Origin of the sequence: Glacieibacterium arshaanense (assembly GCF_004681125.1) — a bacterium.
Lineage (GTDB): Bacteria > Pseudomonadota > Alphaproteobacteria > Sphingomonadales > Sphingomonadaceae > Polymorphobacter_A > Polymorphobacter_A arshaanense.
In genome coordinates, this window is the sequence record NZ_SIHO01000001.1 from 933,872 (window position 1) to 948,549 (window position 14,678).

Below are 14,678 nucleotides of genomic sequence, written 5' to 3' on the forward strand. Positions count from 1 at the left end.
CGTGCGCGGGGGTTGGCTGGCAGGATTGGCGCTGGTGCTGGCACTGTCGGCCGCGCCGGCCCGGGCGCTCGACGACGAGCACCATTCCCTATTCGATCCTGTGCCCGAAGACGAGTTGCGCCCGCTATGCGCCGACAACCCTGGCTTTGGCCTGCCGCCATGCATTGTCGACGCGGGGCATGTGATGTTCGAATTCACCGCTGTCACTGCTACCTTTGCCAATATCGGCGGCGTCCGGACTCAAAACTATGCCATCGGCGATGTGCTGTTGCGCGTCGGGCTTACCGAAACGCTCGAGACTTTTGCGAGCTGGACGCCGCTGAACATCTACACCGAAAAGTCGGGCGCCAGTCCGCAAAGCGATAGCGCCACTGGCAGCATCGGATTTGGCTTCAAGCAATCACTGCGCAATCCCGATGGGGAGGGGCTGTCGATCGCCGCCGAGCTGGCGATAGAAATACCGACTAATGGCGAGAATATCGCCTGGACACTTGCCTTGCCGGTGTCGCAGGCATTTGGTGATGACTGGACGCTGGGCTTCACGCCGGAACTTGCACTTTTGCCCAACACCCTCGACGGCGGCCAGCATCTTGGCGGTAGCATGGCCGTGTCGCTAAGCCGCGCGATTGCCGACTTCAACCTTGGCGCAGAAATCTATGTTGCCAAGGACGATGAACCCACTGGTGCCATCCGCTACGCCACAGCCAATTTCTCTGTGAGCTGGCAGCCGCCGAAGAATGAGAATCTCAGCTTTGATATTGGCGCCGATTTCGGGCTCAACGCGGCAACTGCCGATGTTGAAATCTACTGTGGTCTGTCGCGGCGGTTTTAGCGTCTTGTCCGGGCCAAACGAAAACGCCCGGGGTTTAACCCGGGCGCTCGTGGTGACGAGACCTACCTCTGCGTTGATCCGTGCCGAACCAACCCCCCGGTCGAGTGCACGTCAACGATGACTTCGCTGCGATCTTTTTGGTCGCTATCTCTTCCCTGAACCCTGGCCATTCAGCCTCGGGCAATGTTGAGACGCTAGGGTGAACCACTTGAAATGTCATCGGCAAATCGCCGCAACCGGCTGCGGGGATGACGCTTGTCGTGCGACTGTTGTGTCCTTGCCACAGTTGCTTGGAAGGCGGCTGCCTTGCGCGTGCAGGCACGCATGCTACACAGCCGCGCCTGCCGGTCGCGGGTGTGAACTCGAATCCATAAGGTTTATCTATGCGTCTAAGCCGCTACTTCCTACCCGTCCTCAAGGAAACGCCGGGTGACGCGCAGATCGTCAGCCACCAGCTGATGCTGCGCGCCGGGCTGATTCGTCAGACCGCGGCGGGCATCTACGCCTGGCTCCCGATGGGGCACCGCGTGCTGCGCAAGATAGAACAAATCGTCCGCGAGGAGCAGGACCGTGCTGGCGCCATTGAACTGCTGATGCCGACAATACAGTCCGCCGACCTGTGGCGATCGTCGGGGCGCTATGACGCCTATGGCCCCGAAATGCTACGCATCAAGGACCGCCACAACCGCGAGATGCTGTTTTCGCCGACCGCCGAGGAACTGTTCACGCAGATATTCGAGAACGGCGCACGCAGCTACCGCGACCTGCCGCGCATGCTGTACCAGATTCAGTGGAAGTTCCGCGACGAAGTCCGCCCGCGCTTCGGCGTCATGCGTGGCCGCGAGTTCCTGATGAAGGACGCGTACAGCTTCGACATCGATTTCGCCGGCGCGCGCCACAGCTACAACCGCATGTTCATGGCGTATCTGCGGACGTTCGCGCGGATGGGCCTGCATGCCATCCCGATGCGCGCCGATACCGGACCGATCGGCGGCGACCTCAGCCATGAATTCATCGTGCTCGCGCCGACCGGCGAGAGCGAAGTCTTCTACCATGAAAATTGGGAAAAAGGCCGCGATACCAGTGGTGTGGATGCCGATGACCCCGCGGCACTTGAAGCCTTCATCGACGCGCTCAATGCGGATTACGCTGCGACCGACGAAAAGCGCGACCTCGCACTCGAGGCCGAAGCCGGCAGCGCGCTCAAGCAGTCGCGCGGCATCGAAGTTGGGCAGGTGTTCTACTTCGGCGACAAATACACCAAGGCAATGGGCGTCACCGTGCAAGGCCCCGACGGTACGACGATCACCCCAGAAATGGGCAGCTACGGCATCGGCGTTTCGCGGCTGATGGGTGCGATCATCGAGGCGAGCCACGACAAGGATGGCATCATCTGGCCCGACGCCGTCGCACCGTTCAAGGTGGCGCTGCTCAACCTGCGTGCCGATGACGCGGCGTGTGCCGCCGCCGCCGACGCACTCTATGCGCGCTTGGAAGCTGCTGGCGTCGAAGTGCTCTACGATGACCGCGATGAACGCGGCGGCGCTAAGTTCGCCACCGCCGACCTGATCGGGGTGCCGTGGCAGCTCGTTGTCGGCCCCAAGGGCGTGGCGGCGGGCACCGTCGAACTCAAGCGCCGCGGTGCCGGCACGCGCGAGGAACTGTCGGTCGATGCAGCGGTGGCGCAATTGACCGCATGATTACCCGCTACGAGCGCATGATCGCCGGGCGCTATTTGCTGCCCGGGCGCGGTGAGGGGTTCATCTTCCTCGTCGCCTCAATCTCGCTGGTCGCGGTCGCGCTGGGTGTTGCAGCGCTGATCGCGGTAATGAGCGTGATGAACGGCTTTCGCGCCGAGTTGTTCGACAAGATCCTCGGCCTTAACGGCCATGCCGTCATCCAGGGCTATGGGGGTCGCATCCCCGAATGGCAGCCGCTAATGGCGAAGGTGCGCCAGTCGCCGGGCATCGTTTCGGCGACGCCGTTGATCGAACAGCCGCTGATGGCGAGTTACCGCAGCCGCGTCGAAGGCGTGCTGCTGCGCGGCATGACGCTGGCCGATATCCACAACACGCCGGTCATTGCCAACAATGTCAAGATGGGCACGCTCAAGGACTTGCAGCCGGGCACCAATAACGTTGCCATCGGTGCGCGGCTGGCCGAGGCATTGGGCGCTACGCTGGGCGACAGCATCGCGCTGATTTCGCCCGACGGGCAGGTGACGCCGTTCGGGTCGGTGCCGCGCATCGTCTCGTACAAGATTGTCGCGATCTTCGAAGTCGGCATCTACGACTATGACAAGGCGTTCGTGCTGATGCCGATGGAAAATGCCCAAACGCTGCTGCGTATGGATGGGTCGGTCGGCATCATTGAACTAGTGACCAAAGACCCCGACAAGATTGAGGCGATCATGGAACCGGTGCGCACCGTGGTCGGCGGGTCGGGCGTCACCACTGACTGGCGCTCGATGAACGCCGCGCTGTTCCAGGCGCTGGTGGTCGAGCGCACGGTAATGTTCTGGGTGCTGTCGATCATCATCCTCGTCGCGGTGTTCAACATACTGAGTTCGTTGATCATGCTTGTGCGTGCCAAAAGCCGCGACATCGCCATCCTGCGCACTATGGGTGCTAGCCGGTCGAGTCTGATGCGGATTTTCGTCACCGTCGGCACGCTGATTGGCGCGCTCGGTATCGGGCTGGGTCTGGTGCTCGGCTTCACGATTTTGGCGTTCCGCGCGCAGATCGTGTCGGGCGTGTCGGCGCTGACCGGCGCCAATCTGTGGGACCCGTCGGTGCGCTATTTGACCGACCTGCCGTCGAAGACCGATCCGGTTGAAGTCATTGGCATCGTCGCGCTGGCGCTGCTGCTGTCGTTCCTCGCGACGCTCTATCCGGCGTGGAAAGCGGCGAACACCGATCCGGTCCAGGTGCTGCGCTATGAGTAATGTGCTGGTCGTTGAAAATCTGACGCGGTCGTTTCAGCAGGGCGGCGTCACGATCGAGGTACTACGCGGCGTCGACCTGACCGTCGGCGCTGGTGAAATCGTCGCGCTGCTCGGGCCGTCGGGGTCGGGCAAGTCGACGATGCTGCAAGCCGTTGGCCTGCTCGAAGGCGGCTTCGGCGGCAGCATCAGCATCGACGGCGTCCGCGTCGAAAAGCTCGACTCGGTAGGGCGTACCGGAGTGCGCCGCGACAAACTCGGCTTCGTCTATCAATTCCACCATCTGCTCCCCGACTTCGACGCCCAGGAGAACGTCGTGCTGCCGCAGCTTATCAAGGGCGTGCCGACCGCTGAGGCGCGCGCGCGTGCTGCCGCCCTGCTCGGCGATCTCGGCCTGTCCGAACGCCTGACACATCGGCCATCGCAGCTTTCGGGCGGTGAACAGCAGCGCGTCGCCGTGGCTCGTGCTCTCGCGAACCAGCCGGTTCTGGTGCTCGCCGACGAACCCACCGGCAACCTCGACGAAGCCACTGCCGCCAGGGTGCTCGCCGAATTCCTGCGGCTGGTGCGCGGCCGCGGCTCGTCGGCGCTGGTCGCCACGCACAATATCGCGCTGGCGCAGCAGATGGACCGGGTAGTGACGTTGCACGAGGGCCGACTGGCTTAAGGCCCTTCACCTCAACTTATCCCCATCAAAATTTGCGCCTGCCGCTGGCCCGAATCGGGTAACGCGCGCATCATTTGCGAATGGCCTTTGCACCTTTCGTCCATCTTCGCGTCCAGTCGTCCTATTCGATGCTCGAAGGCGCGGTACAGCCGGCAGAGCTCGTCAAGCGCGTCGCCAAGGCGCGGATGCCGGCGATGGCGCTGGTCGATCGCAATAACCTGTTCGGCGCGATGGAGTTTTCCGACTACGCGTTCGGTGCCGGGGTCCAACCGATTATCGGCGTCACCATCGCCGTCGAGCGCCCCGGTCCGCGCGGGCCGCTCGCCAAGCGCGTCGATGACTGGCTGGTGGTGCTCGCGCAGGACGAAGCGGGCTATGCCAACCTCATCGAACTCGTCAGCAAGGCGCATCTTGAGGCTGAAGGCGCGCCCGCATTGCGGCTGGCCGACTTCGAAGGCCACACCGACGGCCTGATCGCTTTGACCGCCGGCCCAGAAGGGGCGCTGGCGAGGCTGCTCGCCGAAGGCCAGGACGCAAACGCCTATGCCGACACGCTGCAGTCGCTGTTCGGCGACCGGCTCTATGTCGAAGTCAGCCGCACCGATGACCCGATTGAACGCAAGTCCGAGGCTGGGCTTATTGCGCTGGCACATGCGCGCGACTTGCCGCTGGTGGCCACCAATCCGGTGCGCTTTGCGGAAAGCAAAGGCCATGCCGCGCATGACGTGCTGTTGTGCATCGCTGAGGGCGCCTATGTTGATACGCAGGAACGCAACCGCTCGAATCCGCATCATTGGCTCAAATCGCCATCCGAAATGGCGGTGCGCTTTGCCGACCTGCCCGAAGCCTGCGCCAACACGCTCGTTGTGGCGCAGCGCTGCGCGGTCAAGGCGCCGAGCCGCGCGCCGATCCTGCCGAGCCTCGCCGGTGACCCGGAGGCCGAGGGGCGGGCGCTCGCGGCGGACGCTGCCGCCGGTCTCGAAGACCGTTTGGCTCGACTGGGCGTCACCGGCGATGCGCGTAAAGTCTATGACGAACGGCTGGCGTTCGAAATCGGCGTTATCAACACGATGGGCTTTGCCGGCTACTTCCTCATCGTTGCCGACTTCATAAAATGGGCCAAGGCCGCCGATATTCCGGTCGGGCCGGGCCGCGGCTCGGGTGCCGGTTCGCTGGTTGCCTGGTCACTGACCATCACTGACCTCGATCCGATTGAGCAAGGCCTGCTGTTCGAGCGCTTTCTCAACCCCGAACGCGTGTCGATGCCCGACTTCGATATCGATTTCTGCGAAACTCGCCGCGATGAGGTCATCCGCTATGTCCAGCAGCGATATGGCAGTGCGCAGGTCGCCCAGATCATCACCTTCGGACGCTTGAAGGCGCGAGCCGTGCTTAAGGACGTTGGCCGCGTGTTGCAGATGCCATACGGGCAGGTCGACCGTCTGGCGAAGCTGGTGCCGAACCTCCCCGCCGATCCGTGGACGCTCGAACGCGCGCTCAACGGCATCAGCGAAATGGTCGCGGAGCGCGAGCGTGACCCCAAGGTCGCGCATCTGCTTGAAATTGCGCTGCAGCTCGAAGGCTTGCCGCGGCATAGCTCAACGCATGCGGCGGGCGTGGTGATCGGCGACCGGCCACTGTCGCAGCTCGTACCAATGTACCGCGACCCGCGTTCGGACATGGGGGTGACGCAGTTTGACATGAAGTTCGTCGAAAAGGCCGGGCTGGTGAAGTTCGACTTTCTCGGGCTCAAGACGCTGTCGGTTCTCGACCGCGCGGTCAAGTTGCTCAAGCGGCGTGGTATCGAGCTCGATTTGACGACCTTGCCGTGGGATGACGAACCCAGTTACCAGCTGATGGCACGCGGTGACACTGTCGGGGTGTTCCAGCTCGAATCCGAAGGCATGCGACGCACGCTGGCACAAGTGCGCCCCGATCGATTCGGCGACATCGTCGCGCTTGTCGCGCTGTATCGTCCCGGCCCGATGGACAATATCCCGCAGTTTGCGCGCCGTAAGAACGGCGAGGAAGCACCCGACTATCTGCACCCGTCGCTCGAGGAGTTGCTCAAGGAAACCTACGGTGTCATCATTTATCAGGAACAGGTGATGCGCATCGCGCAGATCCTCGCGGGCTACAGCCTCGGCGAAGCCGATCTGCTGCGGCGCGCCATGGGCAAGAAGATCCAGGCCGAAATGGACGCGCAAAAGGCGCGCTTTCTGGAGGGCGCCAAGGCCAATGATGTCGACGCCAAGCAGGCGAGCGGTATCTTCGATCTCGTCAACAAATTCGCCGGCTACGGCTTCAACAAGAGCCACGCCGCCGCCTATGCGCTGATTGCCTATCAGACGGCGTTCCTTAAGGCGCACCACCCGACCGAATTCTTCGCTGCTTCTATGGCGTACGACATTTCAAATACCGACAAGCTGGCACAGTTCGTCGACGACATGACGCGCAGCGGCGTCAAATGCCTGCCGCCGTGCATCAACGCCAGCAGCGCCGATTTCGCGGTCGAAATCCATGACGGCAAGCCCGCGGTGCGCTTTGCGCTGGCCGCACTCAAGGGTGTCGGCGAGAAAGCCATGGAGTCGATTGTCGCCGAGCGCACTGCGAAAGGTCCGTTCACTTCGCTCGCCGATTTCGCACGGCGCATCGACCCGAAATTGCTCAACAAGCGCCAGCTCGAAAGCCTGATCGGTGCGGGCGCGTTCGACAGCCTCGATACCAACCGCGCCGGTGTTTTCGTGCTCGCCGAAGCGCTACTCAACACCGCGCAGGCCGCCGCGGCCGCACGCGCCAGCGCCCAGGTTGCGTTGTTCGGTGACGGCGAAAACGCGCTTGCCGACCGCAGCACCGCGATGCTGGTACCGCCAGGCAAGAACTGGACGCTCGCCGAGCGCATGGCCGCCGAAAAGGACGCCTTTGGCTTCTATTTCTCGGGCCACCCAGTCGACAGCTGGCGCCACATAACCGAAGCTAATGGCGCTAAAACCTATGCCGCCCACGCCGCGAGCGAAGGTCCTCCGGGTGGCGGCCGCTTGCCGGGCGTGCTCGCCGGGCTGATCGAAGCGGTGCAATGGCGCACGCCGCAGTCGGGGAAGGGTGGACGCTACCAGCTAGTGACGCTGTCAGACAGCAGCGGTGTGTACACTGCAAGCTGCTTTGACGAAAGCGCGCAGGCAGGCGTCGACCTAGCGTTGGCCGCGGGCGATGCCGTACTCATCGGTGGCGACCTGCAGTGGCGGCCGGGCGAGGATACGCCGCGCGTGTCGATCCGCAGCGTCCAGCCGCTCGAGCAGTTGGCGAAGCGGACGCGGTCCCGGCTGATTGTCGATGTTGATGGCGCGCGCACAGCATGCGCTGCAGCGATCGAGGACCTTGCGGCACTACTGCTGCCTTCACTGGGTGGACGCGGCGAAGTCATCTTGCGCATGAAGCTCGCCGACGGGCGCATCGCGGCGGTCAGCCTGGGTCGCGAGTACAGCATTGACGGCGAGCTGCGCGGCAGCGTTGAGCGCGTCGCGGGAGTCAATTCAGTCGAACTACGCGCTGTTTCGGCCTAGCGCGTCGCGCACCTCAGGTTTGGCACGCTGCTGCGATTGGGTTATGATTACAGGCCAATTGTCGGAGTTGCCATCATGTCGTTTGTGCTGAAATCCGCAACCGCAGCCGCACTGATCGCGCTCGTCGTTCTCGCCGGGTGCGACAAACAGCCCAACCCGCCAAAGGTCGGAGAGGCCGAAGCAATTGCAACGCAGATACGTCTCGATGAAGCGCGCTGGCAGGCTGACTGGAAGGCACGCGATGCGCAGAAGTTGGCTGCACATTACACCGATGATGCGGTGGTTATGATACCCGGCCGCGCCGTCGCGAAGGGTAGCACCGAAATTGCCGGCGCCATTGCCGGCGCGCTGACCGATCCACAATTTACGCTGGTCTTTGCAAGTGATGCGATCAGCGTCGCGGCTTCGGGCGATCTGGCGGTTTCGCGTGGCCGCTACATCGAAACCGACAGCGACCCGGTGACCAAGGCGCCGCTGACGACGCGCGGTAGCTATGTGACCGTCTACAAGCCGCAAGCCGACGGCAAATGGCGCGCGGTCTGGGATATCAACACCCCGTCAGCGCAGCCAAGTGATGCCGCACTTGTCGAGGCCGTCGATGTTCCGGCAGCGCCGCTCGCGGCGCCTTCACCGGCACCAAAGACGTCTGCCGTAACGGCACCTGCACCGTCGAGCGCTGACCGGCTCTGATGGCCAGTGCGGCAAAACCCCGGTGATTGCGATTGTCGGCAATGCCCTTGCTGGTTATGGGAAGCCATTCAATCGTCTTCGAAAGCTTGTGCCATGACCGCGCCCGAAACTGATGCCGACAAGGATGCGGTTGCTGCCGCGATCACCGATACGCCGCCTGACCATCTGTCAGCGACGCCGGGTAGCCCGTTCTATGACGAGGCAGTGCTGGCGCGCGGCATCGGCATCCGCTTCAACGGCGTTGAGCGCACCACCGTCGACGAATATTGCGTCTCCGAAGGCTGGGTGAAGCTCAGCGTTGGCAATGCCCGCGACCGCTATGGCCGCCCGATGACGATCAAGCAAAAGGGCATCGTCGAGCCTTACTTCAAGAGCTGATGCTTGCAGGTCATTTGACCGCCAGTTCCATCTGAACATCGTCGCCCTTGGCGGTAACGCTCTTGCCTGTCGCGACGAACACCCGCGCCGGATCGATCGCGGCGTCCGCCAGCAGTGCCTGCTTGACCGCATCGGCGCGCGCCTGGCCCAGTGCGGCAAGTTGCGAGTCGGTGGGCGCGAACTTCGGCCGTACCGCAGTTTCGAGCCAGTCCACTTGCGCGGTGGCGGCGGCCAGCTTGGCCTCCTTGCCCGAAATCAGGTTCGCGGTGGGCAGGTCCTTGGGATAGTCGGGCTTCTTGCCAAACTTGGTCTTGTAGATTTTTGCCAGCCGGTCGCGCTTCTCGCCCATGTCAAGCGTCGCATAATCGGCGGGCTTCTTGCTAGCTCCCGCCACCGCAGCTTCGATTGCGGCCGTGGTCATCGCTTCGGCGTCTTCGCGGATGCCGGGGCCGGCGGGGATGTCGAGGTTGACGTCGGGCTTGTCGGCCAGTCCCTTGGCGAGCTTGGCGAGGCTTGCCGACGCATCGGGGGCGAGTGCCGCCGAGCCGGCATCGAACACCACGAACTGCGGTTGCTCGTCGCTGCTGAACAGATCGCCGAGCATCCGGAATGGCGCGGTGATGATTTTGGTCAGCACATTGCCGACGACCTTCCACACGACCGGCCAGACATTGAACTTCGGGTCATCGAGCGAGCCAGTGACCGGAAGGTCGAGGTCGATGACGCCATTCTTGTCCTTGAGCAGCGACGTCGCCAGCCGAACCGGCAACGAGACCTTTTGCTTGCTGTCGGTGGCGGCGCCCCATTCGAGCTGGTCGATGACCACGTGGTGTTGCGCATCGAGTTGGCGCGCGCTGATCTTGTAGTGGAAATCGGTACTTAGCTTGCCCTTCGATATATTGTAGCCGGCGTATTGGCCTGAATAGGGGTTGAACACTGGCAGCTCGATGTTCTTGAAACTCGCAGTGATGTCGGTGTTGGCATCGTAGGCGAACGGGTTGGCACGGCCGGTGATGGTAACTGGCGAGAAGCGGTCGATGACGTAGCCCTTCAGGTTGAACTTGGCCTGTGCGCCCGGTGTCGTCGACAGGTCGGTAATAGTGCCCGAAAAGCCCTGGATGCTGGCGCGGAAGTTGGGCTCAATCGAATAGTCCGAAAAGCCGATCGTGCCGTTTTTGAATACCACCTGGCCGATATGAATCGGCATCGCCGCGCCAGCGGAAGCCAGCGTGTTCGACATGACCGCCTTGACGCGGACGTCGCCAATCGCCTGCTTGCTGCCGCTGATCGGCAGCGGGGCAGGGGTTGGGCCGGTTTGATTGACCTTGGCGATATTGAGTTCGGCGTTGCGTGTAATGGCGATGTTCGACACCGGCTTGTCGAGCGTAATCGTCGCAATCGCTAGCCGGTCACCGGCATATTGGATGCCGGTGACGTCGAGGCGCTGCCACGCCAAGAGGTCGGTGCCGGCTTCGCGTTCGAGCAGCTTGAGATCGATGACACTGGCGTTGCCGGCGAAATCTATGCGCGGCGTCTTGGCGTTCGGCGTGATGCGCGCCTTGCCCTTGACCCCGAGCAATCCCGACTTGACGATAACGCCAGGCGGCGTGGGTGCGAACGCCACGAAATCGGCAATCGGCAGCTTTGCCATGTCGAGCGCCATCGCGGCACCACCGGTTTGCGGATCGACACGGCCGACGGCGCTGATGGTGGCGCTGCGGTTTATTGTGGCCGAAAAGCTGACCGGCAGCGGCGCGTCGCGCTTGTCGGTGATGGTGCCGATGTTGAGCTTGACCGGCGCGATATCGAGCACCTTGGCGGGCGTGACACGCGCCAGCGTCAGCTTGACCGCAGCGTCTTCGAGATTGAACCCGGCGAGGCTGTAGTGCCAGGCCGGCGCATCGGCGGCGGGCGCCGACTTGGGCAGCTTCATGGGGTAGAGCCCCGGAATGCTGACCGAATTGTCGGCGGCGACCAGCGCCTGCGCCTTGAGCCCGGCGACGGTCACTGCGCCGATGCGCGCCATTTGGGCCTTGGCATCGATCCGGCTGGCATCGAGCGCGATGCTGCGCAGCGCCACAGCTTCGGGGGCCTTGCCGCGACCCTTGACGGCAATTCCTTTGACTGACAGCGCGCCAATGTCGGCGACCTGCGCCGACAGCTTATAGCTCGACCCGGCGAGCGCGACACTGTCGATTGCGACGCTCTCGCCGGTGACACGGCGGGCGCTGATGCCGCCGATGTCCAGCGCGCCGATCGCCGCATTGTCGCTACCCAGCGAGAGTTGCGTAGGTGCCAACTTGAGCGTCTTGACGGTGACATCATCGCCGTCCTTGGTACGTAGCGCGAGGTCGGCGACGGCAAGACTTTCGAGATTTGCCTCGAACATATTGGCAGGCGGGGTAACGGCGGTTTTGGGTGCGGCAGCGAACTTGTAGCTGCCCGCCATATCGAGGCTGCCCCCAAGCAATGCGACCGGCGCCAGATCATCGATGAAGCGGTACAGCGACGTCAGCTTGAGCGCGTCGATGCTGAACTTGCCGGCTGACGCCAGTGGCGCCATCGAGACCGTCCCGGCCCAGTGGAACGCCTCGCCGTCCTTGCTGGCGGCATCGAGCTGGTAGTTGCCGCCAGCATCCATGTAGGTGGCGAAATCGCGCAGCTCAAATGTGATGGGGGTCAGCGTCTTTTCGCGCGAACCGGCGCGGCGCTGGTCGCTGAAATTGGCGGTGCCGTCACGCACCTCGAGGCGGCCTATCCAGACCGCCGGGGTCGGTTTGCCGTCATCGGGTGGCACCAGTTCGGACAGGTTGAGCGTGCCATCCTTGCGCAACACCGCGTTGACCAGCGGCGCGTCGATGCTGACAGCGTCTAACCGGGGGGTCATTTTCCAGATTGACGAACTGCTGACGTTGACGCCGACATGGCCCACAGCAACCATCGGCGCGGGCGCCTTACTGTCACCAATGGCAATCTTGTCGATGTCGAGCGTCAGCCGCAGCGGGTTGAAGCGGATGTCACCGAGCGCGAGATCCTTGCCCGGCAGGTTCTTGCTCACATAGTCCTGTGCCGCCGAGCGGATCAGCCGCGGCGCCAGCCAGAACCCGGCCGCAACATAGGCGCCGAACAATAGCGCCAGAATCAGCGGAATCAGGACGAACGGATTTCGCAATACTACGCGCATGGTGCCCCCAAACGGTCGAACACCTACAATGACAATTTCCGCCACGCGCGGCAAGTTGCGGGTGGCTAGATCCAGCCAGCAGTCTGTGCGAGCAGCCAGACGCCGATCACCGCGAATAGTGCGGCGGCGATATAGCGCACTGTCGCCAGCGGCACGCGCTTTAGCAAGGCATCGCCGAGGAACACTGCCGGGACATTGGCGATCATCATACCGAGCGTCGTGCCGATGGTGACCGGCACGACCATCTGGAAGCGTGCGCCGAGCGCGATCGTCGCAATCTGTGTCTTATCGCCCATTTCTACGAGGAAGAAAGCGACAAGCGTCGTCAGGAAGGCGCCAAAGCGTGGTGGCTTGGCATCAAGATCGTCGACCTTGTCGGGCACCAGCGTCCACGCCGCCATCGCCAGGAACGATAGCGCCACAGCATAGCGGAAGGCCTGGCCGTCGAGCAGGGAAGCTACTTGGGCCCCGACCAGTGCGGCGAGGAAGTGGTTGGCGATGGTCGCAAAGAAGATGCCGGCGATGATCGGCCACGGCGTGCGGAATCGCGTCACCAGCAGGATGGCGAGCAACTGCGTCTTGTCGCCGATTTCGGCGAGTGCGACGACGGCGGCGGAAGTCAGCAGGGCTTCGAGCATGGCGAGGGCATAGGCGCACGCTACTGCCATTGGCAAGCCGCGCTCCCGCACTGTCGCGGGAGCACGGCAAATCGGTCAATTTTAAACGCGACTAGTTCGGCATGCCGAGGCTGATGCCGTCCTTCGCCAACGTGTCGCGCAGATACTGGAATTTCTGGTAATTCGTGATTGTTATCGGGCCAGTGTAGACCGCGCTCTGCAACTTGCGCGGCGGATACTGGACATAGGTCTTCATCAAGGAGCTGATTTCGGGGTTCATGATCGCCGCCACCCAGGTATTGTCGCCCCAGGCGTTCATCACGACGTCATAGCGCTCCTGCGGATCCTGCCACAGGTCGAAGAGTTGCGGCACGACTGCAACATATTTTTCGGGACCCTTCCAGCCTAGGTTCGAATCGACTGCGAGCCCTCCGGTTGCGGCGCCGTTGTCGCCGCGCAGGTTGAACACCATCTTCAGGTGACCAAGCCGGATGGCACCCGGCGACAGCTCGTTCTCGGTGAAGTAGAACCAGCTCTTGCGTGGTGATTGCGTCACCTGGCCGGTCAGCATGGGCATCATGTCGAAGCTGTCGAAAATGGTTGGCTTGCCTTCACGGTCGTTGACGGGAAGCTTCGCACCACCGGCGGCGGCAAACGTCGCCATGAAGTCCGTACCGGCGATGATCTCATGGTTCTTCGCGCCTGCCGCAATATGGCCGGGCCAAACTGCGATCATCGGCACACGGTTGCCGCCTTCGCGCACTGTGCCCTTGGTACCTCGGAACGGTGTGTAGCCGGCATCGGGATAGACATCCTGCCAGGCACCGTTGTCGGTGGTGAAGACCACCAGCGTGTTGTTGTCGAGGCCAAGTTCCTTGAGCTTGGCCATGATGCGACCGATACGCGTGTCGACTTCGACGACCGAGTCGGCGAACTTTGTCTTCGACGGTGACTTGTCCTTGAAATCAGGGTCGGGAAGGTTGGGTTGGTGGACCTTCATGAAATTGACGCTGATGAAGAATGGCTTTCCGCCACGTGCTCCGGCAGCCGCCTTGTCGAGATACTCGATTGCCGATGACTCGATGTAGCGGTCGAGATAGGGAATGCCAACGACCCCGGGCTTGCCGTTAATCGTCGGGGTATTCACATATTCGCCGTTGATCTTGAACATTTCGGTTGCCGGGCTGCCCGCCTTGCCTTCGAGCGCTCCCTTGGTGACGCGGTTGAACATGGCGCGGGTTTCGGGATCCATTGCCGGGAACCACGCCGGATCGCCGTAGGTGTAGGCGTTTAGATGATAGAGGCCGACGGCCTTCATCTCGTCAAAGCCTTGCGCCGTCGGCATGGCATAGTCAGCTTCGCCCAGATGCCACTTGCCGGTGAAATAGGTGGCATAGCCCGCGGTCTTGAGCACCGACGCCAGCGTCCACTCGGCTGCCGGCAGGCCGCCGCCCTGGCCCTGGAAAGCCACCGTGGTCATGCCAGAGCGGTTGGGAAAGCGGCCGGTCAGCATCGCAGCGCGGCCGGCGGTGCAACTCGGTTGGGCATAAAAGTCGTAGAATTGCATGCCTTGGCTGGCAAGTTTGTCAATGTTCGGAGTCGGCATGCCGCGGCCTTCACCGCCACCATAGGCGCCGCTGTCGCCGTAGCCGAAATCGTCGACGACAATCATCAGGATGTTGGGCTGCGTCGCCGCATAGGCAATGCTGGAACCGGATAGCAGCGCCGCCGCCAATGTCGCAGACCGAACGAACCGAGCAAGTTTCGTCATGTTGGCATCCCCCAAAGATCGGCCGCTATGTGGCC

At 62.8% G+C, this 14,678-nt stretch carries 10 protein-coding genes; 7 read left to right on the plus strand and 3 right to left on the minus strand.

What is annotated here, in order from left to right; genetic code table 11:
* Position 1 precedes the first annotated feature (1 nt).
* The 7 genes from EUV02_RS04300 to EUV02_RS04330 all read left to right on the plus strand — a co-directional run bounded on the left by EUV02_RS04300 (position 2) and on the right by EUV02_RS04330 (position 9,071).
* Entirely contained in the window at positions 2-832 is an 831-nt protein-coding gene (locus EUV02_RS04300) for a transporter family protein (RefSeq protein ID WP_166430494.1), read from the plus strand.
* 383 nt (positions 833-1,215) lie between these two features.
* Positions 1,216-2,532 carry a proline--tRNA ligase gene (proS, locus tag EUV02_RS04305; RefSeq protein WP_135244957.1) on the plus strand — a complete coding sequence of 439 codons (1,317 nt, stop codon included), beginning with the start codon at positions 1,216-1,218 and terminating at the stop codon, positions 2,530-2,532.
* Positions 2,529-3,776 (plus strand): lipoprotein-releasing ABC transporter permease subunit, encoded by a 1,248-nt coding sequence (locus EUV02_RS04310; RefSeq protein WP_243445755.1) that lies wholly within the window; start codon positions 2,529-2,531, stop codon positions 3,774-3,776. Before proS ends, EUV02_RS04310 begins: the two co-directional genes overlap by 4 nt.
* A complete protein-coding gene (locus EUV02_RS04315; protein WP_135244958.1) occupies positions 3,769-4,440 on the plus strand; it encodes an ABC transporter ATP-binding protein in 672 nt (223 codons plus the stop codon). The genes EUV02_RS04310 and EUV02_RS04315 overlap by 8 nt, the downstream gene beginning before the upstream one ends.
* Positions 4,441-4,520: 80 nt before the next feature.
* Positions 4,521-8,003 (plus strand): DNA polymerase III subunit alpha, encoded by a 3,483-nt coding sequence (dnaE, locus tag EUV02_RS04320; protein WP_135244959.1) that lies wholly within the window; start codon positions 4,521-4,523, stop codon positions 8,001-8,003.
* Between the two features lie 75 nt (positions 8,004-8,078).
* Positions 8,079-8,693, plus strand: a complete 615-nt coding sequence (locus EUV02_RS04325) for a YybH family protein (protein ID WP_135244960.1) — start codon at positions 8,079-8,081, stop codon at positions 8,691-8,693.
* 141 nt (positions 8,694-8,834) lie between these two features.
* Positions 8,835-9,071 (plus strand): DUF3297 family protein, encoded by a 237-nt coding sequence (locus tag EUV02_RS04330; protein ID WP_135245374.1) that lies wholly within the window; start codon positions 8,835-8,837, stop codon positions 9,069-9,071.
* Positions 9,072-9,081: 10 nt separating this feature from the next.
* Here the strand turns inward: EUV02_RS04330 and EUV02_RS04335 are convergent, their stop codons facing one another.
* From EUV02_RS04335 to EUV02_RS04345, 3 genes are all read right to left on the minus strand, one after another.
* On the minus strand, positions 9,082-12,255 hold the full coding sequence (locus tag EUV02_RS04335) for a DUF748 domain-containing protein (protein ID WP_135244961.1): 3,174 nt from the start codon (positions 12,253-12,255) through the stop codon (positions 9,082-9,084).
* Between the two features lie 65 nt (positions 12,256-12,320).
* Positions 12,321-12,893: a TMEM165/GDT1 family protein gene (locus tag EUV02_RS04340; RefSeq protein WP_135244962.1), complete on the minus strand. Its 573-nt coding sequence runs from the start codon at positions 12,891-12,893 to the stop codon at positions 12,321-12,323.
* Positions 12,894-12,984: 91 nt separating this feature from the next.
* The gene (locus EUV02_RS04345) at positions 12,985-14,643 is read right to left on the minus strand and encodes an arylsulfatase (protein ID WP_135244963.1); all 1,659 of its coding nucleotides are present in this window, start codon (positions 14,641-14,643) and stop codon (positions 12,985-12,987) included.
* Between the last annotated feature and the right edge of the window lie 35 nt (positions 14,644-14,678).

What these genes read in the sequence shown, in the direction of transcription:
- proS (WP_135244957.1), top strand. Translation starts at nt 1,216, where the DNA reads ATGCGTCTAAGCCGCTACTTCCTACCCGTCCTCAAGGAAACGCCGGGT.
- EUV02_RS04310 (WP_243445755.1), top strand. Translation starts at nt 2,529, where the DNA reads ATGATTACCCGCTACGAGCGCATGATCGCCGGGCGCTATTTGCTGCCC.
- EUV02_RS04315 (WP_135244958.1), top strand. Translation starts at nt 3,769, where the DNA reads ATGAGTAATGTGCTGGTCGTTGAAAATCTGACGCGGTCGTTTCAGCAG.
- dnaE (WP_135244959.1), top strand. Translation starts at nt 4,521, where the DNA reads ATGGCCTTTGCACCTTTCGTCCATCTTCGCGTCCAGTCGTCCTATTCG.
- EUV02_RS04325 (WP_135244960.1), top strand. Translation starts at nt 8,079, where the DNA reads ATGTCGTTTGTGCTGAAATCCGCAACCGCAGCCGCACTGATCGCGCTC.
- EUV02_RS04335 (WP_135244961.1), bottom strand. Translation starts at nt 12,255, where the DNA reads ATGCGCGTAGTATTGCGAAATCCGTTCGTCCTGATTCCGCTGATTCTG.
- EUV02_RS04340 (WP_135244962.1), bottom strand. Translation starts at nt 12,893, where the DNA reads ATGCTCGAAGCCCTGCTGACTTCCGCCGCCGTCGTCGCACTCGCCGAA.
- EUV02_RS04345 (WP_135244963.1), bottom strand. Translation starts at nt 14,643, where the DNA reads ATGACGAAACTTGCTCGGTTCGTTCGGTCTGCGACATTGGCGGCGGCG.